Source organism: Enterobacter sp. NFIX58 (assembly GCF_900110475.1).
In the GTDB taxonomy this organism is placed as follows: Bacteria; Pseudomonadota; Gammaproteobacteria; order Enterobacterales; family Enterobacteriaceae; genus Enterobacter; species Enterobacter quasiroggenkampii.
The window spans coordinates 284855-309837 of sequence record NZ_FODW01000003.1 but is presented as its reverse complement, the minus strand read 5'-3'; the positions used below and the strand labels follow the sequence as shown (position 1 = coordinate 309837).

The 24983-nt window shown below is 56.3% G+C and carries 21 protein-coding genes and 1 tRNA gene; 9 read left to right on the top strand and 13 right to left on the bottom strand.

The genetic code is table 11. The features are described 5' to 3' along the window. Positions 1–60: 60 nt before the first annotated feature. Both BMW97_RS14800 and mgtE read left to right on the top strand, forming a co-directional pair. Positions 61–1704: a multidrug ABC transporter permease/ATP-binding protein gene (locus tag BMW97_RS14800; RefSeq protein WP_045908765.1), complete on the top strand. Its 1644-nt coding sequence runs from the start codon at positions 61–63 to the stop codon at positions 1702–1704. Positions 1705–1851: 147 nt separating this feature from the next. Continuing rightward, positions 1852–3288 (top strand): magnesium transporter, encoded by a 1437-nt coding sequence (mgtE, locus tag BMW97_RS14795; RefSeq protein WP_045414667.1) that lies wholly within the window; start codon positions 1852–1854, stop codon positions 3286–3288. Here mgtE and BMW97_RS14790 read toward each other — a convergent pair. Beyond that, positions 3251–4540 carry a SulP family inorganic anion transporter gene (locus BMW97_RS14790; RefSeq protein WP_052714364.1) on the bottom strand — a complete coding sequence of 430 codons (1290 nt, stop codon included), beginning with the start codon at positions 4538–4540 and terminating at the stop codon, positions 3251–3253. The genes mgtE and BMW97_RS14790 overlap by 38 nt on opposite strands. A 187-nt stretch (positions 4541–4727) precedes the next feature. On the opposite strand from BMW97_RS14790, the gene mqo reads away from it, so the two are divergent. Further along, positions 4728–6377 (top strand): malate dehydrogenase (quinone), encoded by a 1650-nt coding sequence (gene mqo, locus BMW97_RS14785; protein ID WP_023344564.1) that lies wholly within the window; start codon positions 4728–4730, stop codon positions 6375–6377. 93 nt (positions 6378–6470) lie between these two features. Here mqo and eco read toward each other — a convergent pair whose 3' ends face one another. After that, positions 6471–6974, bottom strand: coding sequence for a serine protease inhibitor ecotin (gene eco, locus BMW97_RS14780; RefSeq protein ID WP_045351839.1), 504 nt, complete (start codon positions 6972–6974; stop codon positions 6471–6473). Positions 6975–7183: 209 nt separating this feature from the next. Between eco and BMW97_RS14775 the strand changes: the two genes are divergently transcribed. Further along, the gene (locus BMW97_RS14775) at positions 7184–7444 is read left to right on the top strand and encodes a DUF2534 family protein (RefSeq protein WP_045908702.1); all 261 of its coding nucleotides are present in this window, start codon (positions 7184–7186) and stop codon (positions 7442–7444) included. 125 nt (positions 7445–7569) lie between these two features. Next, the gene (locus tag BMW97_RS14770) at positions 7570–8757 is read left to right on the top strand and encodes an MFS transporter (protein WP_045908701.1); all 1188 of its coding nucleotides are present in this window, start codon (positions 7570–7572) and stop codon (positions 8755–8757) included. Positions 8758–8794: 37 nt separating this feature from the next. On the opposite strand, the gene BMW97_RS14765 is transcribed toward BMW97_RS14770, so the two are convergent. The 3 genes from BMW97_RS14765 to BMW97_RS14755 form a co-directional block, all read right to left on the bottom strand. Next, positions 8795–8871: transfer RNA gene (locus BMW97_RS14765), tRNA-Pro, on the bottom strand. Positions 8872–8943: 72 nt separating this feature from the next. Beyond that, positions 8944–10704: an LPS biosynthesis-modulating metalloenzyme YejM gene (gene yejM, locus BMW97_RS14760; RefSeq protein WP_045908700.1), complete on the bottom strand. Its 1761-nt coding sequence runs from the start codon at positions 10702–10704 to the stop codon at positions 8944–8946. A gap of 19 nt (positions 10705–10723) precedes the next feature. Next, positions 10724–10951 carry a YejL family protein gene (locus BMW97_RS14755; RefSeq protein WP_008500958.1) on the bottom strand — a complete coding sequence of 76 codons (228 nt, stop codon included), beginning with the start codon at positions 10949–10951 and terminating at the stop codon, positions 10724–10726. Positions 10952–11085: 134 nt separating this feature from the next. Here BMW97_RS14755 and yejK point away from each other — a divergent pair, with 134 nt between their 5' ends. Next, positions 11086–12093 carry a nucleoid-associated protein YejK gene (yejK, locus tag BMW97_RS14750; protein ID WP_008500957.1) on the top strand — a complete coding sequence of 336 codons (1008 nt, stop codon included), beginning with the start codon at positions 11086–11088 and terminating at the stop codon, positions 12091–12093. Between the two features lie 50 nt (positions 12094–12143). On the opposite strand, the gene rplY is transcribed toward yejK, so the two are convergent. Both rplY and BMW97_RS14740 read right to left on the bottom strand, forming a co-directional pair. After that, positions 12144–12428, bottom strand: coding sequence for a 50S ribosomal protein L25 (gene rplY / locus BMW97_RS14745; protein ID WP_008500956.1), 285 nt, complete (start codon positions 12426–12428; stop codon positions 12144–12146). 125 nt (positions 12429–12553) lie between these two features. Next, on the bottom strand, positions 12554–14314 hold the full coding sequence (locus BMW97_RS14740) for a DNA repair helicase RadD (RefSeq protein WP_045908699.1): 1761 nt from the start codon (positions 14312–14314) through the stop codon (positions 12554–12556). 152 nt (positions 14315–14466) lie between these two features. Here BMW97_RS14740 and rsuA point away from each other — a divergent pair, with 152 nt between their 5' ends. The 3 genes from rsuA to BMW97_RS14720 all read left to right on the top strand — a co-directional run bounded on the left by rsuA (position 14467) and on the right by BMW97_RS14720 (position 17009). After that, positions 14467–15174: a 16S rRNA pseudouridine(516) synthase RsuA gene (gene rsuA, locus BMW97_RS14735; protein ID WP_021241522.1), complete on the top strand. Its 708-nt coding sequence runs from the start codon at positions 14467–14469 to the stop codon at positions 15172–15174. 15 nt (positions 15175–15189) lie between these two features. Further along, complete coding sequence (locus tag BMW97_RS14730) at positions 15190–16386, top strand: Bcr/CflA family multidrug efflux MFS transporter (protein WP_045334334.1); 1197 nt, start codon at positions 15190–15192, stop codon at positions 16384–16386. Between the two features lie 278 nt (positions 16387–16664). Continuing rightward, complete coding sequence (locus tag BMW97_RS14720) at positions 16665–17009, top strand: YejG family protein (protein WP_008500952.1); 345 nt, start codon at positions 16665–16667, stop codon at positions 17007–17009. A 3-nt stretch (positions 17010–17012) separates the two neighbouring features. On the opposite strand, the gene yejF is transcribed toward BMW97_RS14720, so the two are convergent. The 6 genes from yejF to mepS all read right to left on the bottom strand — a co-directional run bounded on the left by yejF (position 17013) and on the right by mepS (position 24866). Next, positions 17013–18602 carry a microcin C ABC transporter ATP-binding protein YejF gene (gene yejF, locus BMW97_RS14715; protein WP_045908698.1) on the bottom strand — a complete coding sequence of 530 codons (1590 nt, stop codon included), beginning with the start codon at positions 18600–18602 and terminating at the stop codon, positions 17013–17015. A 1-nt stretch (position 18603) separates the two neighbouring features. Then, positions 18604–19629 carry an ABC transporter permease gene (locus BMW97_RS14710; RefSeq protein ID WP_039266764.1) on the bottom strand — a complete coding sequence of 342 codons (1026 nt, stop codon included), beginning with the start codon at positions 19627–19629 and terminating at the stop codon, positions 18604–18606. Continuing rightward, positions 19629–20723, bottom strand: a complete 1095-nt coding sequence (locus BMW97_RS14705; RefSeq protein WP_008500949.1) for a microcin C ABC transporter permease YejB — start codon at positions 20721–20723, stop codon at positions 19629–19631. Before BMW97_RS14705 ends, BMW97_RS14710 begins: the two co-directional genes overlap by 1 nt. 9 nt (positions 20724–20732) lie before the next feature. Beyond that, positions 20733–22538 (bottom strand): extracellular solute-binding protein, encoded by a 1806-nt coding sequence (locus BMW97_RS14700; protein WP_045908697.1) that lies wholly within the window; start codon positions 22536–22538, stop codon positions 20733–20735. 74 nt (positions 22539–22612) lie between these two features. Further along, positions 22613–24169, bottom strand: a complete 1557-nt coding sequence (locus BMW97_RS14695) for a cyclic di-GMP phosphodiesterase (protein WP_045908696.1) — start codon at positions 24167–24169, stop codon at positions 22613–22615. Between the two features lie 127 nt (positions 24170–24296). Continuing rightward, the gene (mepS, locus tag BMW97_RS14690) at positions 24297–24866 is read right to left on the bottom strand and encodes a bifunctional murein DD-endopeptidase/murein LD-carboxypeptidase (RefSeq protein ID WP_008500946.1); all 570 of its coding nucleotides are present in this window, start codon (positions 24864–24866) and stop codon (positions 24297–24299) included. Between the last annotated feature and the right edge of the window lie 117 nt (positions 24867–24983).

Here is a 24983-nt window from a genome sequence, read left to right as displayed (position 1 = left end):
TTGATGTCCGCGCAGGGCAGTTTACACTGCTCGCTGATTTTTATTGTCCGGATTGCCTGCATGCAACTACTTCTCCTCGTCTGGCGTCAGTACCGCTGGCCCTTCATCGCCGTTATGGCGTTAAGCCTGGCCAGCGCCGCTCTGGGTATTGGCCTGATCGCGTTTATTAACGTGCGGTTGATTGAAATGGTCGACACCTCGCTCTCCGTATTGCCGGAGTTTCTTGGCCTGCTGCTGCTGCTGATGGCGGTTACGCTCGGCTCCCAGTTGGCGCTGACCGCGCTCGGCCACCATTTCGTTTTTCGTTTGCGCAGTGAGTTTATCAAGCGGATCCTGGACACCCAGGTCGAGCGCGTTGAGCAGCTCGGCAGCGCCTCCCTGCTGGCGGGGCTGACCAGCGACGTACGCGCCATTACCATCGCGTTCGTTCGTCTGCCCGAGCTGGTGCAGGGGATCATTCTGACCTTTGGCTCGGCGGCCTATCTCGCCTGGCTCTCCAGCAAAATGCTGGCGGTGACTGCGCTGTGGATCGCCATCACCATCTGGGGCGGTTTTGTCCTGGTGTCACGCGTCTATAAACACATGGCGGTGCTGCGCGAAACCGAAGATAAGCTCTATAACGACTACCAGACGGTACTGGAAGGGCGCAAAGAACTCACCCTGAACCGCGAGCGCGCCGAGTATATCTTTAACCATCTCTATATTCCGGACGCACGCGAGTACCGGCATCACATCATTCGCGCTGATACCTTCCACCTGAGCGCGGTGAACTGGTCAAACATTATGATGCTGGGCGCCATTGGCCTGGTATTCTGGATGGCGAACAGCCTGGGCTGGGCGGACACCAACGTCGCGGCAACCTACTCGCTGACGCTGCTGTTTTTGCGCACGCCGCTGCTCTCTGCGGTCGGCGCGTTGCCCACCTTACTGAGTGCGCAGGTGGCCTTTAATAAGCTCAACAAATTCGATCTCGCGCCGTTTAAAGCCGAATTCCCGCGCCCGCAAGCCTTCCCTGACTGGCAGACGCTGGAGCTGCGTAACGTCACGTTCCGCTATCAGGACAGCGCCTTCTCCGTGGGGCCGGTCAACCTGACGATCCGCCGCGGCGAGCTGCTGTTCCTGATTGGCGGCAACGGCAGCGGTAAATCGACGCTGGCGATGCTGCTCACCGGGCTTTATCAGCCGCAGTCGGGCGAGATTTTACTGGATGGCAGAGCGCTGAGCGCGGAGAAGCCCGAAGATTACCGCAAGCTATTCTCGGCGGTGTTCACCGACGTCTGGCTGTTTGAGCAACTGCTGGGTCCGGAAGGGCAGCAGGCCAATCCTGCGCTGGTGGAAAAATGGCTGGCGCAGCTGCAGATGTCCCACAAGCTGGAACTTCAGGACGGTAAAATTCTCAATCTGAAGCTTTCCAAAGGGCAGAAAAAGCGCGTGGCGCTGCTGCTGGCGCTGGCGGAAGAGCGTGACATCATTCTGCTGGATGAGTGGGCGGCGGATCAGGACCCGCACTTCCGCCGCGAGTTTTATCAGGTGCTGCTGCCGCTGATGCAGCAGATGGGTAAAACCATTTTCGCCATCAGCCACGACGATCATTACTTTATTCATGCTGACCGTCTGCTGGAGATGCGCGACGGCAGGCTGAGCGAGCTGACCGGTGAAGAGCGCGATGCAGCCTCGCGTGACGCGGTGGCGCGTACGGCCTGATGCCCTCACCCTAACCCTCTCCCACAGGGAGAGGGGATAATCGTGGCCGTAATGCTGCTTTTTTCTCCATCCCGCCCCGTTGTTTATTCTTATTTACATATCCTCGCGCTATGCTTAATACCAACTTATTTCATGGATTTATGATTGATGTCGGTATTAAAGAAAAACAGCGCCAGACAGCGTGACCAGGAACGTGCGCGACTGATCTGGCTTCTCACGACCGATAAAGCGGTCACCTCTACGCTATTAGGCAAACTGACCCTGGCTGAGCAATATGATGTCGGCACTTTAGCCGACGATATTGCTGAGGTAGGTGCGCTGGTTGCTCACTTACCCCCGCCGGATCTGGCGGATACCCTGGAAGCGCTTCCCTCGGAAGAACGTCACGCCCTGTGGCGGCTGGTGCAGGATCACGAGCGCGGACAGGTGCTGCTTGAGGCCTCAGAAAACGTCTGGGACGACCTGATCGACGAGATGAGCGACCGGGATATTCTCGACGCTCTGCAAACCCTGGATATCGACGAGCAGATTTACCTGGTTCAGCACCTGCCGCGAAACCTGACCGGCCGTCTGCTGGCGTCACTGCCTGCCGATGAACGCGCGCGCGTGCGCCAGGTGATGCACTACGAGAAAAACAGCGTCGGCGCGATCATGGAGTTCGGCGTTATCACGGTGCGTCCGGACGTGACGCTCGGCACCGTGCAGCGCTATCTGCGTCGCCTGGGCAAAATGCCGGATAACACCGATAAGCTGTTTGTCACCTCCCGGGATAAAACCCTGCTCGGCGAGCTGGAGCTGAAAACCATCCTGCTCAACAGCACCCAGCGGAAGGTGAGCGAGGTGATGGAAAACGAGCCGATGGTCTTCTCCCCGGAGGACGATGCCGAGAAAGCGGCGCGTACCTTCGAACGTGACGACCTCGTCAGTGCCGCCGTCGTGGACTCCGTTGGCAAACTGATGGGGCGTCTGACCATCGACGAGATCGTTGACGTCGTTTATGAAGAAACCGACAACGACCTGCGTGCGCTGGGGGGGATCAGTGCGGGAGATGACGTCCATGCCTCCGTCGGCAAGGCGGTGAAAACGCGCTGGGCGTGGCTGGCCATTAACCTGTGTACCGCGTTTATCGCCTCCCGCGTGATTGACGGTTTTGAACATACCATTTCGCAGCTGGTGGCGCTGGCCTCGCTGATGCCGATTGTGGCCGGGATTGGCGGTAATACTGGCAATCAGACTATCACGATGATCGTTCGCGCGCTGGCGCTGGAGAATATTCAGCCCGGCAACTTCGCCTTTCTGATCTTCAGAGAGATGGGGGTGGCGTTGATCAACGGCCTGGTCTGGGGCGGGATTATGGGGGGCATCACCTGGTGGTTGTATGACGATATGGCGCTGGGTGGGGTGATGATGCTGGCGATGGTGCTGAATCTGCTGGTGGCATCGATGATGGGCGTTATTATCCCGTTGACCATGACCAAACTGGGTCGCGACCCCGCGGTGGGGTCGAGCGTGATGATCACCGCCATCACCGATACCGGCGGTTTCTTTATTTTTCTTGGGCTGGCGACGATTTTTCTGCTTTAAGCCGACGCTTAATGCGGGCGGGAAGCAGCACCATGACGATAATCCCGCCCAGCACGCCAATCGCCAGATTGCCGGTTGATACCGTGGCGGCAACGGTCACCAGCATGACGACCGTTTCTGCAATCGGAGCCGTTTTCAGCGTGCCCGGCTGAAGGCTGTGCCAGCTGAAGGTTTTGACGGCGACAATCGCCATAATGCCCGCCAGCACCGCCATCGGGATGTTGGCCATCACGTCGCTGAGCGCCGTCACCAGGATCAGCAGCACGATGCCCGCAGCGAAGGTTGAAATGCGGCTTCGGCCTTTCCCCATCTCCACGTTAACAATGGTTTGTCCGATCATCGCGCAGCCCGCAATACCACCGTAAAATCCGGCCAGGATATTGCCGACGCCTAATCCAATGCTTTCGCGGCGTTTACTTGACGGTGTCGCGGTCAGCTCATCCACCAGCTTTGCGGTCAGCAGGGATTCCAGCAGGCCGACAAACGCGATGCTCAACGCGCACGGCCAGATTATGCTCAGCGTCTGGAGATTGAGAGGGACCAGAAGTTCACTAAGACCCGGCAAGCCGCCGCTCATGGCGCCTTCATCGCCCACGGTCGGCAGGCTTTGCCCGGTTGAAACGGTAAACAAGGTTAACAGCACAATCGCAATCAGTGGGGAAGGGATGCTTTTGATATAGCGCGGCACCCACAGCACGATCAGTACCGTCAGCACGAACAGGCCCACAATCAGCGGGCTTCGGCTCCAGAAATGGGGAACCTGCGCAAAGAAAATCAATATCCCGAGGGCGTTAACAAACCCGGTCATGACCGACTGGGGAATAAAGCGCATCAGCCTTGCCATGCCCAGCACGCCAAACAGAATCTGAATCACGCCAGCCATGAGCACGGCGGGAAGAATGTACTGTACGCCGTGCTGATGCACCATGGGCCCAATAACCAGCGCCACGGAACCGGCCGCGGCCGTGACCATCGCCGGGCGACCGCCCAGTACGGACAGGGCAAGACAGAGCACCACGGAAGCGATCAGGCTGACCTTCGGGTCAACGCCCGCCACCACGGAAAATGAGATGACCTCGGGGATCAGCGCCAGGGCGGTAATCACGCCCGCCAGCGTTTCACGCGTCAGCTGCTTAGGGGAACGCAGCACGCTGGCGACACGGTTTTCGGGAGATAAAGGAGAATGGGGTAGGGACATAACGTTTCGCTGGTTAGGGCAGGCTTCCGTGCGCGCGATCACAAAACGCAACATACTAGCCCGTTAAACCGCCCTTTACCAGACGCTTCGAGAATTCCTCACAAACAATCCATCATTAAATTTCACAATTACAATAATTTCGTAACCTTTAAACAATATTTAAAAGTTGTTACCGTGCCCCCGCAGCTTTTTTCACCTGCAATTTCCACGCATCAAGCACTTTTACACTAAGGCATAAATTATGAAAAAAATGACTGCCATGCTCTTTTCTCTGGCCGTGGGGCTTAACACCGTCTCCATGGCGGCGAAAGCTGACGCACCAAAAGAGCAGGAAACGGACGTCCTTTTAATCGGTGGCGGTATCATGAGCGCCACGCTGGGAACCTATCTGCAAGAACTGCAGCCGGACTGGTCAATGACCATGGTCGAGCGCCTTGATGGCGTGGCGCAGGAGAGTTCGAACGGCTGGAACAACGCCGGTACCGGCCATTCGGCACTCATGGAACTGAACTATACGCCGCAGAAAAAGGACGGTTCCATTAGTATCGAGAAAGCGGTAGAGATCAACGAGGCGTTCCAGGTTTCTCGTCAGTTCTGGTCTCACCAGGTCAACAGCGGCGTGCTGCACGACCCGCACTCCTTTATCAATACCGTACCGCACATGAGCTTTGTGTGGGGCGAGCAGAACGTCAACTTCCTGCGCGCGCGCTACGCCGCACTGCAGCAGAGCACGCTGTTCCGCGGGATGAAATACTCTGAAGATCACGCGCAGATTAAAGAGTGGGCTCCGCTGGTCATGGAAGGTCGTGACCCGAACCAGAAAGTGGCGGCGACCCGTACCGAAATTGGTACCGACGTCAACTACGGTGAAATTACCCGTCAGCTGGTGACGTCTCTGAAGAAAAAAGAGAACTTCAACCTGCAGCTCAGCACCGAAGTGCGCGGTTTCAAGCGCAACGCGGATAACAGCTGGAGCGTGACCGTTGCCGATCTGAAAAACAATGAAGCCGAGCACGTCATCAAGGCGAAGTTTGTCTTTATCGGTGCGGGTGGCGCGGCGCTGAAGCTGCTGCAGGAGTCCGGTATTCCGGAAGCGGACGACTACGCGGGCTTCCCGGTCGGCGGTCAGTTCCTGGTGTCCGATAACCCGGAAGTGGTGAACCGTCATCTGGCAAAAGTGTACGGTCAGGCTTCCGTGGGCGCGCCGCCAATGTCTGTTCCGCACATTGACACCCGTATGCTTGACGGCAAACGCGTGGTGCTGTTTGGACCGTTCGCGACCTTCTCCACGAAGTTCCTGAAAAACGGCTCCCTGTGGGATCTGCTGAGCGCCACCACCACCTCTAACGTCAAGCCGATGATGGACGTGGGGCTGGATAACTTCGATCTGGTGAAATACCTGATTAGCCAGGTGATGCTCTCTGACGACGACCGTTTCGAGGCGCTGAAAGAGTACTATCCGCAGGCGAAGAAAGAAGACTGGCGCCTGTGGCAGGCGGGTCAGCGCGTACAGATCATCAAGCGCGATCCGAAAGAGGGCGGCGTGCTGCGTCTGGGTACCGAAGTGGTGAGCGATAAGGACGGCACCATCGCCGCGCTGCTGGGTGCGTCACCGGGTGCATCTACCGCTGCGCCAATCATGCTGCACCTGATGGAAAAAGTGTTTAAAGATAAAGTCGCCAGTCCGGAATGGCAGGCGAAGCTGAAGACCATTATTCCATCCTACGGCACGAAGCTGAACGGTAACGTGAGCGCGACGGAGCAGGAGCTGGAATACACCAGCCGCGTACTGCAGCTGCAGTACATCAAACCGCAGGCTGCGGATGCTGCGCCAAAAGCGGAGCTGAAGCCTCAGCCGGAAAACAAACCGGTTGCGGATATCGCGCTGTAAGGTAAAAAAGCCGGGTGGCGCTGACGCCTACCCGGCCTATGTTCGGTGTTGTTTTGTAGGTCGGGTAAGGCGAAGCCGCCACCCGACTTAATTTCAACGTACGACAGCCTGCTCAATCTTCTCTTCAGCCTTCCACACGCGATACTTCACTTCCACGTTTTCAGGCGTATAAACCACGATCGGCAACTTGCTGTTGTAGCGCAGCAGGCTATTGTCGCCCAGATACGCTGTCACAAATTTCTTCTCTTTCTTGCCATCCGGGCAGGCCATCATGGTGGAGACCGGCGAGGTCACTTTATCAAAGACGTAGTAGTCGTAACCCCAGCCTTCCAGCGTTTTGCTTTCCAGCTGACCACCCAGGCGATGCTGGTTGCAATCCACTTCCAGCGTCTTGCCAATTAACAGCTCTACTTTGAAATTCGCTTCATCCTGCTGTGCCGGCAGCTGGATCACCTGACGCTTCATCCCTTTATCCGCTTTCGGATACGGGGCGACTTTTTCCAGCGGCTGCTCTTTAGGTGTTTCGCTGGCGAAAGCACTGGTGCTGACACACGCGGCGGCGATGAGTGCGATGGCAAATTTAGGTGCGTTTTTCATTGTCATTCCTTTATGTCAAAACGATCCTGCACAGGTTAACATATCAACTATGAATGATTGGTGTTATTTACTTACATTTTCAATATGAATAGCGTAATAAACCACATATTTGCCATTCAAGTAGAGATTTGTACTGGCGTGGAGTCCGGCAGGCGTTTGTGTTATTTTAGACCCTCTATAATGTTATTCATCTGTAAAAGGGAAGAGAGATGGTTCGTGCAAAACTGAAAACGCCTGAAGGCCGCAAGTTCCTCCTGGCGCTGCTGGTTGTGTTTATGATTGCTGCCGCGTGCGTGGGGCGGGCCACCATTGTTGGCGTCATCGAACAGTACAACATTCCTCTCTCTGCCTGGACAACCAGCATGTATGTCCTGCAATCGGCGATGATCTTTGTCTACAGCCTGGTGTTCACCGTTCTGCTGGCCATCCCGCTGGGCATTTTCTTCCTGGGCGAACGTGATAAACACTAGACGCCGATTTGCGATATCGAAGCCATCCTGCGGGGTGGCTTTTTTTATGTCTAATAATTTTTATTCGCATTTCCAGGATATTCTGTTTCGAACAAGACAGTTCAACATGAAGCAGGAGATGCGCAATGTTATCCCGGTTTGCAACGCTCAGCCGGATCCCGAAAGGAGTCTGGGTGGTGGGCGGCGTCAGTATGTTAATGGATATCTCCTCGGAGATTATTCACAGCCTGCTGCCGCTGTTTATGGTGACGACGCTGGGCGCCAGCGTTATTTTCATTGGTTTGATTGAAGGCCTGGCTGAAGCTACGGCGCTGTTTATCAAGGTGTTTTCCGGCGCCATCAGTGACTATCTGGGCAAGCGTAAAGGACTGGCGGTTCTGGGCTACGGTCTTGGCGCATTGAGTAAACCGTTGTTCGCTATCGCCTCTTCTTCCGGCATGATCCTTGGGGCGCGCTTAATCGACCGGGTCGGGAAGGGGATACGGGGAGCGCCGCGCGATGCGCTGGTTGCTGATGTTACGCCGCCGGAACTTCGCGGCGCGGCCTTTGGGCTGCGTCAGTCGATGGACACAGTCGGCGCATTTCTCGGGCCGCTGCTGGCCGTAGGATTAATGCTGCTTTGGAACGATGATTTCCGCACGATTTTCTGGATCGCGGTGATCCCCGGCGTGCTCGCCGTGGCGCTGCTTTTCTTCGGCCTGCATGAGCCGAAAACGCCCGTCGAACATAAACGCACGAACCCCATCAAAAAAGAGAACCTCAGGCGTCTCGGGAAAGGCTGCTGGTGGGTTATTGGCCTGGGGGCCATCTTCACGCTCGCACGTTTCAGTGAAGCCTTTCTTGTGCTGCGCGCACAGCAGTCGGGGGTGCCGCTGGCGCTGATCCCGCTGGTGATGGTGGCCATGAATCTGCTCTATTTCCTCTCTGCCTATCCGTTTGGCAAGTTATCGGACGGGATGAGCCACACCCGATTACTGCAGTGGGGGCTGGTGATGCTGATTGGGGCAGATGTTGTGCTGGCGCTGAGCACCCACTGGGCTGGAATGCTTCTGGGCGTTGCGCTCTGGGGAGTGCATATGGGGATGACGCAGGGGCTGCTGGCGGCAATGATTGCGAAAACCGCGCCTGCGGATCTGCGCGGTACCGCCTACGGCATTTTTAGTCTGGTCAGCGGCGTGGGATTGTTAGTCGCCAGCCTGGGCGCCGGGGTCATCTGGGAAACGTTTGGCGCGGAATATACGTTCTATGCCGGAGCGGTGATTTGCCTGGTTACGCTGGTGTACCTGCGCAAAACGCCGGACGAGGCGAAATAAAAAACCAGCCATAAGAGGCTGGTTTTCAATGTATTTTTGGTCGGCACGAGAGGATTTGAACCTCCGACCCCCGACACCCCATGACGGTGCGCTACCAGGCTGCGCTACGTGCCGACGCATAGAAAGAATACTACTCGATTCCGTTTCGAATGCAAGGGAATCCGTCGCTAACTGGTTTATTATTAATCAGTTAGCGACGAAGCGCTTCTCATCCGTCAGGACCTGCAGCAGCAGGCTCAGCTGCGGTTTCTGGTCTTTAAGCCGTTCACCCTGCAGGTTATACGTCTGATAATTCCCGTTGTTGTTCAGCACCAGCGTCAGCTTCGGCGTGGTCACCACCAGCGTATTATTCCCCGCAGCCGTGACCCAGTTATGGCGGCGCGCGGCGCTGAAGAGATCCTGCCCCTGAGAATACTCGTTGGCTGGCGTGCTGACGTGCAGCAGGCGTTGCATCAGGGTGGTCATCACATCTTTATGCTCGGTAAGCATATTGATGCGCTGCGCCGGCGTACCCGGCCAGTGGATGACCAGCGGAACCTGCAGGTTCGGGCGTGACCAGCTCATGCTCTTCGTCTCGCCACCTAACGGGACGCCATGGCCTGCGGTCACGATCACCACGGTGTTATCCAGCTTGCCGGACTCACGTAGCGCGTCAAGCACGCGGCCAATCTGCGCATCAACATCACCCGCCGCGCGGCCGTAGCGGCGCGCGAAATCACTCTTATTGCTATTAGCAAGCGTAGTGCCGTTAAAGGAGACCCATGAGAACCAGCGGTTATCTTCCTGGGCATAGCGCTGGAGCCAGTTTATCCATTGGCTGGCGGTCTGCGCATCGGACTGATTTTGTGCCGCTGGCAGTGAAAAATCGGACAGTAGCGCCTGGCGGTAGAGCGGGCTGTTAAAGCCATCGGATGAGAACAACCCTAACTGATAGCCCTGCTGATTCAGCCCGGTGATCAGCGCCGCAGGTGTGCGGGTAGAGAGAACGCCGTCCATGTATCCGGCTGAAATGCCATAGAAGAGGCCAAAGATGCCCGCGTCGGTTGTGTTACCGGAGCTCATATGCTGAGTAAACGTAACGTTTTGACTCGCGAAATCGGCCAGTGCAGGCATCTGCTTCTCGTAACGGGAATAGTTCAGGCCATCGACGGTGATCAGCAGGACGTTTTGCCCGCGGCCCATATCGCGATAGCGCAGGTCGCTCAGCGGATACTGCACGCTGACGGCTTCCGGGTTACCCTGCTCGATAAGACGTCGCTGGTACTCCTGCGCATCAAGCAGGCCGTGTTTCTCAAGGAAGCGACGGGCCGTCATCGGGTACGAGAGCGGCAGGTTCGCCCGCTGCATGGTAATAGGGCGATAGAAGTTCGCATCCGCCCAGATATACATGATGTGCGAACTGATAAAGGAGACGAAGAAGAGCGCGGCGACGGGCTTCGCGTAGTGGCGTCGGCGGGTCAGGCTGCGCAGTTTTTGCCAGCTCCAGGTGGCAAACAGCATCTCAATCAACAGGATCACCGGGACGCTGATAAACATCAGCTGCCAGTCACGGGCCGTTTCGTTCTGGTCGGGGTTAATCACCAGTTCCCAGACGATGGGGTTGAGATGCAGGTGGAAGCGGGTGAACACTTCACTGTCGATAAGCAGCAGCGTCATCCCCACCGTCGCAAGGATGGCGGACAAGAATCGCATCAGACGCTGCGACATGACGATAAACGTCAAGGGGAACAGGATCAGCAGATAGGTGGCGAAAACCAAAAAGCTAAAGTGACCGACAACGCTTATCCAGGAGTAGATACGCCCGGTGAGCGTTGTTGGCCAGTCTGCGACAAACAGATAACGACAGCCAATGACCGTCGCCAACAGAATGTTGAACAGGGCAAACCAGTGCCCCCAGCTGACCATCTGGGAGACTTTTTCACGGTAGCGCTGACGATTCGTCACCATAAACTGTTGTTCGTATCCCTTAATGGGCCGGGTCGTTGCTGACGGACGACTGTAAAGCCTGGGCGAAAGATTTTGCGATCGCCTGACGCTGAGCCGGAGCAACGCTGGTGTTAATCAGGTTGGTGACCATATTTCCCAAAACCATCAGGGAGAGATCGGTCGGCGTTTTATGTTTTTCCAGTACGTTGACCAGCTCACTGAGCAGTTGTTCAACGTGTTCATCACTGTAGCGGGAATGTTGTGGCATAAATCAAAATCAGTTTGTTGATGAAAGGGCAACATATTACCGTAGCAACAGCTTTTTTTCCCCTTTTTTATCTGTTGTTGCACACATGTCCTGGTGGTGGTTGAATACCGCCCGGTCTAAAAGGAGAGTTTATCATGAGTCTGGAAATCAACCAGATTGCCTTGCACCAGCTTATCAAGCGCGATGAGCAAACCCTTGAGGTGGTGCTACGCGATTCGTTACTGGAACCTACGGCGACCGTTGTGGAGATGATGGCAGAGCTGCATCGCGTCTACAGCGCCAAAAATAAAGCCTATGGGCTGTTCAGCGAAGAGAGTGAACTGGCCGATAGCCTGCGCCTGCAGCGCCAGGGTGAAGAGGATTTCCTGGCGTTTAGCCGTGCGGCAACCGGGCGTCTGCGCGACGAGCTGGCGAAATATCCGTTCGCCGACGGCGGGATTGTGCTGTTCTGCCACTACCGCTACCTGGCGGTCGAGTATCTGCTGGTTACCGTGCTGAATAACTTAAGCAGCATGCGCGTGAACGAGCAGCTGGATATCAGCTCGACGCATTATCTGGATATCAACCATGCGGATATCGTGGCGCGTATTGATTTGACCGAGTGGGAAACCAACCCGGAATCGACCCGCTACCTGACTTTCCTGAAGGGACGCGTGGGCCGCAAAGTGGCGGATTTCTTCATGGACTTCCTCGGTGCCAGCGAAGGGCTTAACGCCAAAGCGCAGAACAAAGGGCTGCTCCAGGCGGTTGACGATTTCACAGCCGAAGCGCAGCTTGATAAATCTGAGCGCCAGACGGTGCGCCAGCAGGTTTACAGCTACTGCAACGAACAGCTGCAGGCTGGGGAAGAGATTGAGCTGGAGTCGCTGTCAAAAGAGTTGGCGGGCGTCAGCGAAGTCAGCTTCCAGGAATTTACCGCAGAGAAGGGCTATGAGCTTGAAGAGAGCTTCCCGGCGGATCGCAGCACGCTGCGTCAGTTAACCAAGTTTGCCGGCAGCGGCGGCGGGTTAACCATCAACTTTGATGCGATGCTGCTGGGAGAACGTATCTTCTGGGATCCGGCCACCGATACGCTGACCATTAAGGGGACGCCGCCGAATCTGCGCGATCAGCTTCAGCGCCGCACCTCGGGCGGTAAATAGCAGGCACAAAAAACCCCGCAGAAGCGGGGTTTTTTTCGACAGGTTTGCGATTACGCGCGAACGAAGTCGATGTGAGTCAGTTTTGGCTTGAACGCGTGACGCTGAACAGCCTGAACTTTCACTTTTTCTTCTTTACCGCCAACAACGATGGTCAGAACTTCGCTGTAGAATTCAGCTTTGGTCTGCAGGTTCCACAGTTTGTCGTGATCCAGTTCGATTGCAACTGGAGCAGCTTCGCCACCGTAAACGATAGCCGGGAACTTGTTAGCGGTACGCAGGCGGCGGCTCGCACCCTTACCCTGCACGTTACGTACTTCTGCTTCGATAGTAAACATTGATTTCTCTCTGTATTTAAAACCCTACTACAGGCGACCCAGCAGCAGGTGAGTGTTCTGCCTCACGGATGTGAAGCGGGCGGCATTTTATACTCAAATGCCCCTCACATCAATGAAAAGTCCCGCTACCCGCGCAATTCGTTGGCGCGACGGAAGCGACCTTCGTAGTCGAAGAGTTTTTCGCGCACCTGCCAGAACTGGCCTTTTTTGCGGGCGACCACAAAATCCGGATGGCGCAATAGCACCTGCTGGCGCACGATATCGGCCACGGTGATCCAGCGCAGGGGCACGCCCGGAGTGCGGATGTGCGGGCGGATAAACAGCTGTTCGAAGGCCGTTCGCTGGGCAGGCGTCTGAAGCCGGAAGCGCTCGCTGACGTCCGCCCCGTCTTCATCGTAATAGGTGATTTTCAGCCATTCGCCTTTTTCATCGGCGCCGGGCTGCAACGCCATGCCGGAACAGCGCAGCACCAGCGCATCTTTCAGCTTTAATGCCGCTTTCAGCATGTCGTCCGGGTCAACCAGCACCGTGTCGCACTCCCGACAGCGGCGAGCGGCAATGTCATTTTCGGCGTTGCACTGCGGGCAGTTTTTAAAGCGGAAACGAAAATCGCACTGCTCGCGATGCCCATCATCATCTTCAAACCAGCCCTGACAGCGGCGGCCAAAATGTTCGATCAGCGTGCCGTCGGCGGTGGTTTTGCCCCAGAAGGTGTTGGCAAACCCGCAGGCAGGGCAAAAGACCTGCACGGGCACGTTGTCACTTTTCCCTTTTGGCGCGCCGACCTCAGGCGTATAGAGATCGTGCGGGTTACCGGCATAATCCAGAATCAGGCAGTCGGTTTTCCCCGGCGCCAGGCGCAGGCCGCGGCCAACAATTTGCTGATACAGACTGACCGATTCGGTCGGACGCAAAATAGCGATCAGGTCGACGTGCGGGGCGTCAAAGCCGGTGGTCAACACCGACACGTTAACCAGATAGCGGAACTGCTGGGCTTTAAAGGCCTCAATCAGGCGATCGCGCTCCGGGCCGGGCGTCTCACCGGTGATGAGCGCCGCGTCGCCGGGGGGCAGTAACCCGGTGATTTCGCGTGCGTGCTCAACGGTGGCGGCAAAGATCATCACCCCTTTGCGCGTCGCGGCGAACTCCTCAATCTGGCTGATGATATGCGGCGTAATGCGCTTTTGCTTTTTCAGCTCCTGGTTAAGATCCGCTTCGCTGAATAACCCGTTGCTCTGCGCCTGCAGGCGGCTGAAGTCGTACTGCACCACCGGCATATCCAGCCGTTCAGGCGGCGTCAGGTAGCCATGTTTAATCATGTAGCGCAGCGGAAGCTCGTAGATGCAGTCGCTAAACAGGGCCTTGTCATCGCCGCGCACCATGCCGTGATAATGGTAGCGATAGATCCAGCCTTTCCCCAGACGAAACGGGGTCGCCGTCAGGCCCAGCAGGCGCAGGTGAGGATTCACCTCTTTCAGGTGGGACAGGATTTGCTGATACTGGCTGTCGTCGTCATCGCTGATGCGGTGACATTCGTCGACAATCAGCAGCGAAAATTCGCTGCGAAACAGATCCAGATTGCGGGCCACCGACTGCACGCTGCCAAACACCACTTTGCCGTGGCTCTCTTTACGCTTTAGCCCGGCGGCGAAAATGTCGGCTTCCAGTCCAAGCGCACAATACTTGGCATGGTTTTGCGCGACGAGCTCTTTAACGTGCGCCAGCACCAGCACGCGGCCGCGGGCCAGACGCGCCAGTTCGGCAATGACCAGGCTTTTGCCTGCACCGGTCGGGAGCACAATCGCCGCCGGCTCGCGATGTTTGCGGAACCAGGCGAGGGTGGCGTCAACGGCTTCCTGCTGATAGGGACGAAGTGTAAAAGTCATGGGGTCTCGGTTTCGTTATTCCGCATATAGTATGCCACGAAACTTTTTCCCTTGAGTGGCGCAACCAGACCATTATACTGAACCGTTCCAGACTGCTTCTTTTTTCGGACCTGTTGTCCGACTTCCTGCACCATTAAGGCTAAAAAGATTTCATGCGACTTGATAAGTTTATCGCTCAGCAACTCGGCGTAAGCCGCGCTATTGCCGGGCGCGAAATTCGCGCCAGCCGCGTTACCGTGGATGGAGACATTGTGAGAGACAGCGCGTTCAAACTGCAACCTGACCATCAGGTGGAGTATGACGGCAATCCGCTGACCCAGCAGCACGGTCCGCGCTACTTCATGCTCAATAAGCCGGAAGGCTACGTCTGCTCAACGGACGATCCGGATCACCCGACGGTGCTCTATTTCCTCGACGAGCCGGTGGCGCACAAGCTGCACGCCGCAGGTCGACTCGATATCGACACCACCGGGCTGGTGCTGATGACCGACGACGGTCAGTGGTCGCACCGCATCACCTCTCCACGCCACCACTGCGAGAAAACCTATCTCGTGACGCTGGAGTCACCGGTGTCGGATGACACGGCAGAGCACTTCGCGAAAGGCGTTCAGCTGCATAATGAAAAAGATCTGACCAAACCGGCGGTGCTCGAAGTCATCACCCCGACCGAGGTCCGCCTGACCATCAGCGAAGGGCGCTATCATCAGGTGAAACGTATGTTTGCCGCGGTGGGGAACCACGTTGTTGGCCTGCATCGCGAACGGATTGGTGCGATTGAACTCGATCCCGACCTGGCGCCTGGCGAATATCGCCCGTTAACGGAAGAAGAGATCGCCAGCGTCGGTCTGCCTTCGCACTAATTTCAGGAGAACTCTGTGACCACCAGGCCACACTCGTCGTTCAAAATCGTCTTCATTCTTGGCCTGCTGGCCATGCTGATGCCGCTGTCTATTGATATGTACCTGCCCGCGCTGCCGGTCATTTCCGCGCAGTTTGGCGTTCCGGCGGGCAGCGCGCAGATGACGCTCAGCACCTATATTCTCGGCTTTGCCCTCGGCCAGCTGTTTTATGGCCCGATGGCCGACAGCCTTGGACGCAAGCCGGTCATTCTGGGCGGGACGCTGGTCTTTGCGGCCGCAGCGGTTGCCTGCGCGCTGGCACAGACCATCGATCATCTGATTATCATGCGTTTCTTCCACGGTCTGGCGGCGGCAGCGGCAAGCGTGGTGATTAACGCCCTGATGCGCGATATCTACCCGAAAGAAGAGTTCTCCCGCATGATGTCGTTTGTCATGCTGGTGACGACGATTGCGCCGCTGGTGGCCCCGATGGCCGGTGGTGCGGTGCTGGTGTGGTTCAGCTGGCATGTGATTTTCTGGATCCTGGCCCTGGCCGCGCTGCTGGCCTCCGCAATGATCTTCTTCTTTATTGATGAAACGCTTCCCGTCGAGCGCCGCCAGAAGTTTCACATCCGAACCACAATTGGTAACTTTGCCTCGCTGTTTCGCCACAAGCGCGTGCTCAGCTATATGCTGGCGAGCGGGTTCAGCTTCGCCGGAATGTTCTCCTTCCTGAGCGCCGGGCCGTTTGTCTACATCGAGCTGAACCACGTTTCGCCGCAGCACTTCGGCTATTACTTTGCGCTTAACATCGTCTTCCTGTTCATTATGACCATCATTAACAGCCGCTTTGTCCGACGGGTGGGGGCGCTGAACATGTTCCGCGCCGGGCTGTGGATCCAGTTTGTGATGGCGATCTGGCTGGTGGTGAGCGCGTTTCTGGGTGTGGGCTTCTGGGCGCTGGTGGTCGGCGTGGCGGCCTTTGTCGGCTGCGTGTCGATGGTGTCATCCAATGCGATGGCGGTGATTCTGGATGAGTTCCCGCACATGGCAGGAACCGCATCTTCCCTGGCCGGGACATTCCGCTTCGGCATCGGCGCTATCGTCGGCGCGTTGCTTTCGATGGCCACCTTTACGACGGCATGGCCCATGCTGTGGGCGATGGCTTTTTGCGCAACCAGCTCGATACTCTTCTATCTTTACGCCAGCCGACCGCGAAAAGCGGTCCACTAAAACACAGAGAAGGCCCGGCAGGGCCTTTTTTGTTGATGCATATCAACCAAACCCCGTTCGTTTATGCTGTGTTTGTTTATTTTATGTAAAATCTATTTGTGTAAAAAGTCACATCATTGTATTCAAAAAGGTTGAGTTAGATCGCAGAAACGGGTACATATAGCGCCGACGCGAGCCTGAATACCGATAAAAAAGTGCTGAATAGTGCAGGCTGACGATGATGTGTTACTATAAATGTAAATAAATTGTGAAGTAAATTTTGCTTCCGGGGAACGAACGTGAATACATTACAACTTTCTATTGTCCATCGCTTGCCCCAGAGCTATCGCTGGTCGGCGGGTTTTGCTGGTTCGAAAGTTGAACCGATTCCGCAAAACGTCGCGGGCTGTGAAAACTGCCTGGTGGCGCTCAAGCTGTTAAGCCCGAGTGACGAAAATGCCTGGCGGGTGATGGAGCGTCTCAGTCAGGCCCTGACGGATATCGAAGTGGACAGCTCCGTGCTGGAGTGCGAAGGTGAGCCGTGCCTGTTTGTGAAAAGCCAGGACGAGTTTGCTGCCACCTGCCGTCTGAAAAATTTTGGCGTTGCCATTGCCGAGCCTTTCTCCGGCCAGTACCCGTTCTGAGCGCTAGTCTGACGATAACAGCTGGCGCGTGTAGCGCTGCGTTGGCGCGCTAAATACGCGCTGGCAATCACCCTGCTCGACCACCTCTCCCTGACGCAACACAATCACCTGATGGCATAGCGCCCGCACCACCTGTAAATCATGGCTGATAAAGATATAGGCCAGCCGGTGCTTTTCCTGTAACCCTTTCAGCAGCGCCAGGATCTGCGCCTGAACGGTCCTGTCCAGCGACGACGTGGGTTCATCCAGAATAATCAGCTCCGGTTTCAGGATCAGCGCGCGGGCAATGGCGATACGCTGGCGCTGCCCACCGGAGAATTCAGCCGGATAGCGGTGGCGCGTCTCGGGATCGAGACCCACTTCGGCCATGACCCGCATGACCTCCTGCTCGCGTTGCTGAGCGCTCAGGCCGGGCTGATGGACGCGCAGACCCTCTTCGATAATCTGTAACACGCTGAGCCGTGGGTTAAGCGAGGAGTTGGGATCCTGAAACACCACCTGCATGCGGGGACGCACGGGCAGCATCTGGCGGCGGTTCCAGCGGTGCAGCGGCATATCGTCAAACAGGATCTCGCCCTGGGAGGCAATTAAGCGCAGCAGCGCCAGACCGGTGGTGCTTTTACCCGAGCCGGATTCGCCCACCAGCCCCAGGGATTCCCCCGGGCGCAGCGAGAAGCGGAGGTTTTTCAGCACCGGGTTGCGATCGACAATGCGTCGCAGAATACCTTTGCGGATCGGGAACGAGACGGACAGATCCTCAACGCGCAGCAGCGGCGTGCTGTCCGCATCGAGAGGAACCGGGTCGCCGGAGGGTTCGCTGTCGAGCAACCGCTGCGTATAGGGGTGCTGCGGTGCGCTCAGCAGCGTTGACGCCGTATTCTGTTCAACACAGCGCCCGTTCTGCATCACCGCCACGCTGTCGGCCAGCTTTCTGACAATGCTCAGGTTGTGCGTGATAAACAGCAGGCTCATGTTCAGCTCGTCACGCAGTTCCCGCAGCAGCGTCAGTATTTGGGCCTGTACCGTCACGTCCAGCGCCGTTGTGGGCTCGTCGGCTATCAGCAGTTCGGGGCGCGTGAGCAGGGCCATGGCGATCATCACGCGCTGGCGTTCGCCGCCGGAGAGCTGATGCGGAAAATCATTCAGTCGTTTGGGCGCATTGCGTATGCCTGTGCGTTCAAGACAATCCAGAATTTCTCCCCGCGCGGCCTCTTTGCGCATCCCGCGGTGCAGGGAGAGCACTTCATAGAGCTGTTTTTCCAGTCTGTGCAGCGGGTTAAGCGACACCATCGGCTCCTGGAAAATCATCGCGATTTTGTTGCCGCGAATGCCGCGCAGGGTCTGTTCGTCGGCGTGCAGTAGCGAACGGCCGTGAAAGAGAATATCCCCTTGCGGGTAGCTCACCGGCGGAGAGGGCAGCAGCCGCAGGATGGAGAGCGCCGAAACGCTCTTGCCTGAACCCGATTCACCTACCAGGGCCAGCGTTTCACCGCGCTGGATCTGCAGCGTCAGGTCGCTGACCACGGTGCGCGTCTCGTCCTGTTTGGAAAAGGCAATCGACAGGTTATCAATACTGAGCAGGGGCTGGGTCATCTTATACCGCCTTGTTCGGATCAAAGGCATCGCGCACGGCTTCGCCAATAAAAATCAGCAGCGACAGCAGCACGGCCACGGAAAGAAAGGCGGCGATGCCTAACCACGGCGCCTGCAGGTTGTTCTTGCCCTGCAGCAGCAGTTCGCCAAGCGATGGGGAACCCAACGGTAACCCGAAACCGAGAAAATCCAGTGAGGTGAGGGTGGTGATGGAGCTACACAGAATAAACGGCAGGAAGGTGAGCGTTGCCACCACGGCGTTGGGCAACATATGGCGGAAAATGATCCCGCGATCGCTCACGCCAAGCGCCTGCGCGGCGCGAATATAGTCGAAATTACGGGTGCGCAGAAACTCGGCCCTTACCACACCGACCAGCGCCATCCAGCCGAACAGGACGGTGATGCCTAATAGCCACCAGAAGTTGGGCTGTACGACGCTGGAAAGCAGGATGATCAGAAACAGCGTCGGCATGCCTGACCAGACTTCAATAATCCGCTGACACCACAGGTCAATCTTCCCGCCGTAGTAACCCTGAACGGCGCCCGCCACGACGCCCATCACGCTTGAGAAGAGCGTCAGCATCAGTCCAAAGAGAAGCGAGATTCGTGTACCGTACAGGATGCGTGCCAGCACGTCGCCGCCGTTAGCATCTGTTCCCAGCCAGTTTTGCGCGGAGGGCGGGGAAGGGAAGGGGGTCGTGGTGGCGAAGTTAATGCTGTTTGCGCCAAAACGTACCGGCGCCCAGAGCGCCCAGCCGTGCTGCTCAATCTGCTGGCGAAGCCACGGATCCTGATACTCCGCCGGTGTCGCAAACGGGCCGCCAAAGTCGCTTTCGCTGTAATTGGCGATGACCGGCACGTACCAGCGATCGTTAAAATGCACCAGCAGCGGTTTGTCGTTGGCGATCAGTTCTGAAAACAGGCTTAAGACAAACAGCACGGCAAAAATCCACAGCGACCAGTAGCCGCGGCGGTTGTGGCGAAAGCGGGCCCAGCGGGCCTGATTGACGGGGCTTAAACGCGGCATCATCGGCCCTCAAAATCGATTCGGGGATCGACCAGCGTATAGCTGATATCGCTGATGATATTCAGCAGCAGGCCAATCAGGGTAAATATATAGAGTGTGCCAAACATTACCGGATAATCGCGCGACACGGTGGCCTCATAGCCCAGCAGCCCCAGGCCGTTGAGCGAGAACATCACCTCTATCAGCAGCGAGCCGGTAAAAAACATACTGATGAACGTGGCCGGAAACCCGGCGATCACCAGCAGCATGGCGTTGCGGAACACGTGTTTCCACATGATCTGCTTCTCGCTCACGCCTTTGGCGCGGGCCGTGACGACGTACTGTTTACGAATTTCATCGAGAAAGGCGTTTTTGGTCAACATGGTCAGGGCCGCAAACCCGCCAATGACCGTTGCCAGAACCGGCAGTGTGATATGCCAGAGATAGTCGGTAATTTTCTGGTACCAGGGCAGGGAGCTGAAATCGGCGGAGACGAGCCCTCGCAGCGGGAAGAGGTCGAAATAGCTTCCCCCGGCAAAAAAGACGATCAGCAGGACGGCAAACAGAAACGCCGGGATGGCATAGCCGATAATGATGAACGTGCTGCTCCAGATATCGAACCGGCTGCCGTTGTACACCGCTTTGCGGATCCCGAGCGGAATAGAGACCAGATAGATGATAAGCGTACCCCACAGCCCCAGCGTGATCGAAACCGGCAGGCTTTGCTTGATCAGCGTCAGCACTGACGCACTGCGAAACAGGCTATCGCCAAAATCAAAGCGGATGTAATCCCAGAGCATTTTGAAATAGCGCTCGTGAATCGGTTTGTCAAAGCCGTAGCGGTGGGTGATCTCGGCGATCACTTCCGGATCCAGACCGCGTCCCCCGCGGTAGTGGCTTTCACTGATATTCCCTACGCCGGTTCGCGCATGGCTGGCACCCATCCCTTCACCGCCGCCGCCGGGCATGCCGCCGCTGTTGCCAAATTCAATGGCGGCAATGGCCTGATCGACCGGCCCACCGGGGGCGATTTGCACGATAAAAAAGTTAATCGTGATGATGGCCCACAGGGTGGGGATGACCAGCAGCAGACGGCGGAGAAGATAGGCACCCATGATAATTCCTTATCGCCGCTCAGCGGGAAGTCTGGCGGCTTTGTTAACGTCATACCACCAGGTATCAAAGCCCAGGGAGTAGACAGGGCGCACGGCTGGCACGGAGAACTTATCCCAGCGCGCAAGGCGATCTTCGCCCATATACCACATCGGCAGCATGTAGTAGTTCCAGGTTAAGACCCTGTCGAGGGCGCGCCCGAGCGGCAGAAGCTTGTCTTTATCCCCCTGCGCCGCCACGATTTTCGCAATCAGCGCATCAATCGCCGGGCTTTTTACCCCCGGCGCATTGTACGAGGAGTCGATGTAGCTGGAGGCCCAGGAGATTTGCAGGTCCGAGCTGGGCCACGGTTGGGCGGGCCACAGGCGCTGCATCATGTCGTAATCACGGCTGCGCATGCGGCTGGTGATCTGCGCGTTATCCACCTGGCGAATGTTCATGGTCACGCCCAGCCGCTCAAGGTTGTGCTTAAACGGCAGCACCCACTGATCGTTGCCTCCGGACGAGAGCAGCAGCTCAAAGCTGAGCGGCTTGCCCGTTTTGGCATCCACACGTTTTTGATTTTTCAGGTGCCAGCCCGCCTCATCCAGCAGCTTGCTGGCCTTCAGCAGGTTGTCGCGGTCGTAACCATCACCCTTCGATGCGGGCGGCTGAAACACGGTGGTGAAAACCTGCGGTGGCAGTTCCGCTTTCAGCGGCGCCAGCAGGACCAGTTCGTCGGCTTTCGGATAATCGCGCGCGGCGTATTCGGTATTCTGAAAATAGCTGTTGGCGCGGCTGTAGGCACCGTAAAACAGCGCTTTGTTCATCCACTCAAAATCAAAGGCCAGGGAGATGGCTTCCCGCACCCGGCGATCGCTAAATACCGGACGTTGAATATTAAACGCCAGCCAGCGCGTGTCTTGCGCAGACGCATTTTTGTGCTCGTCTTTGACGATATAGCCTTTAGCAAAATTTTTGCCGATATAGCGGGTCGCCCAGTTTTTGGCGCTGCTCTCGACGCGCAAATCGAAGGCCCCGGCTTTGAACGCCTCAAACGCCACGTTATCGTCGAGGTAGTAATCATAACGAAGGGTGTCGAAGTTCCAGCGCCCGCGGTTTACCGGCAGATTGGCCGCCCAGTAGTCTTTGACGCGGGAATAGACGACATATTGCCCCATGCGCCAGTCGGTAATGCGGTAGGGGCCGCCAGCCAGTGGTGGCGTGGAGAGCGGGTCGCTCAGCTTATGATCTTTCCAGAACGATTCCGGCATCACCGGCAGCGAGAACAGGCTCAGCATGTTCTCTTTGTTGGGGTCGCTCAGTTCGATGCGCACGGTGAGCGGCGCAATGGCTCTGACCGACGCGCCTTTATATACGATGCGGAACTGGGGCACGCCTTCGGTCATGAATTTATGGAAGGTGAAGGCGACGTCGCTGGCCTTAACCGGCGTGCCATCGTGAAAACGTGCTCGCGGGTTCAGCGAGATTTCCGCCCAGGCGAAGTTATCGGCGTAGCGCACGTTCTCGGCAATCAGCGGATAATAGCTACCGGGCTCGTCATCGGAGGTGACAAAGAGCGTATCGTAAAGGGATTCCGTCCGCGCGGCCGCCACGCCGCGCAGGGCGTAGCGGTTGAAGTTGTCGAAGGTTCCCGTGGCGGAAAGCGTGACCTTACCGCCCTTCGGCGCGGCAGGGTTGACGTAATCAAAGTGCGTAAAATTGACCGCGTATTTCGGCTCGCCAATCACCGCGAAAGCGATATTTTCTTTGATGGCTTGCGCCTGGCTGGACAGGCTCGTGAATGCCAACATCAGCAACATAAAGCGCATAAGCATCTCGCGGCAGCTCCCTCTTTTACAGACCGGCTCGGTTAAGCTGAATAATAAGTGACGTCGCGGACAATGTGAAATTAATCGCCCTCGGGCGAAATATCAGGCCGCCATTCGAGGAACTGCGCCAGCGGCATGGGACGGCTAATCCAGTATCCCTGCAGGAAGTTAACGCCGTGTTCGCGTAGCCAGGCCGCCTGTTCCGGCGTCTCTACCCCTTCGGCGACGGTCGACATATTCAGTCGTCTTGCCAGCGTCAGAACGGCATCCAGCACCGGCGACGTCACGGTCTCAGTACCGATCGCATTAACAAAACCACGGTCTATTTTGAGGTAGTCCATGGTGAAATGCTCAAGATAAATCAGCGCGCTGTGGCCGGTTCCAAAATCATCAATGGCGATTTCAAACCCTTCTTTATGCAGCCATTCGAAGAGGCTGTTGGCTTCCCGATGGTTAAGCATATCGCGCTCGGTAATTTCCAGCACGATCTGGAAATAATCCGGCGGCAGTAAGGCTTTGAAGGTGCGCATATCGTCCTTGAAGCTTTCCGCATGCAGATGCCCCGGCGCAATGTTAATGCCCACCTTGGCGCCCGGAGGTAACAGCGTTTGTAATACGGGAGCGTCGTGAATGATAAGATCAAAGAGATGCAGCGTGAGCGGGACAATCAGCTTCTGCGCTTCGGCAAAATTAATAAACGCGTCCGGCGGAATTTCCCCCATTGTCGGGTGTTTCCAGCGCATCAGGACCTCAAGCCCGGTCATCCTGAGCGATTTGGCATCGACGACGGGTTGGTAGACCACATAAAACTGACCGCGCTTGATGGCGCTTAAAATTTCTTTACCCGGGTTAAGCCGAATGCTGAGGATGTAGTAGTTAAGCGATCCGGCACAAATACCGCATACCAGCCCGAAAAACAGCGCATAGAGGATTTCATCGCCTGTCCATGCGTCCGCATACAGGTTGATGGTCAGGGGGACGTCTTTCAGTGTCGCCGTGCGGACCGGGATGTCATGCAGTTCGTGTGCATGAACCAGGGTGCTGGACCGCGTCGACAGCGCGTTATCGCCGATGATGATGGCGATACCCGCGAACTCGTCCTGGCGCTCCGTGTAGAGTAGGTAAGGCGTCAGATTAATATTCACTGACGTAAACACGCCGCCATCCTTTACTAATGGGTTGCGGTACCAGATCGCAATCGCAGGCTCATCAGGCAGCATGGGGGTACCCGGAAGCAGGGCCATATCGATCTGTTTATCGATGTTCAGCTCAGGTATCAGCGTCTTCATCGGGACATTCATCGGGCCTGTCGCGGAAGAGCAGAACGCCATCTTGTCTCTGACCAGCAGGAAGGCGCGAACGTTAATGCTGAAGGCCGCGCGTGAGGTGAGTTCCTGATTGACGTCGTGGCAGGTATTTAGCGTGAGGGGCTGGAGAACATTGACCGCTTTTTTTAAATCGTCGAAATAGCTCCCCATGTAGGCGCTCACATCATTCACCAGGGTGTCGAATTTGACTTCTCGCTTGTGGTAACTCCAGGAAAATTGCAGGGAACCCAGGAGCAGGGCGGTAATGAGACCAGTGATAATACTGAGGATCAGTATCTTGCGATTACTGGAGAAGTAGCGGGTAAGCATAGACGTCGTGATTCCTGAAAAGCCGCTGGATGTATTCAGTGTAACGGGCAAAAAAAAACACTGCCGAAGCAGTGCTTTTTTTCATCATATCGCCAGCCAAGGGATAACCAACGATACAATAGCGATATTAACTGCGGGTCAGTACGCGGCGCGCTTCGTTATAACGCTTCTTCCAGTACGGTTCGTTCATGCTGGAAATGGTCACACCGCTGCTGGTGGAAGCATGTACAAACTGGTCATTACCAATGTAGATGCCAACATGTCGACCTGTCGAACCGGCACGGAACAGAACTAAATCACCGGTGCGCAGTTTGGTACGTGAAATCGACTTGCCCATCTCCTGCTGTTCATAGGTCGAACGCGGAAGATCTAACCCAAATTGCTCGCGGAACGTACGCTGTACAAAACCGGAACAATCAATACCTGTTTTCGTGCTGCCGCCAAGACGATAACGCACGCCTTTCCAGTCAGCATACTGGTCCATAATGCGGGACTTCACGTCCAGATTACGTACCATATTTTCAAATTCATCCTGAGAGGCTTGCAGTGAAGAGGAATCTTCCATTCCCACAACACGCGTCTCAGGATGCATATTCTTTGCGGTGTTCGATGTACTACATGCAGATAACAGTACCGCGACTGCTATCGCCGGGATCCCCCGTAAGATATATCTCAGAAACGGTTGAGATTTGACCATTTTGTTTATTATCCCTTGAAGTCCTTAACGACAAATATCGTTATAAAAATGCCAAACGTGACGAGACTAATTATCTGTTCACATTGAGACAATTCTTTCTGGTCACATTTGTGGCGT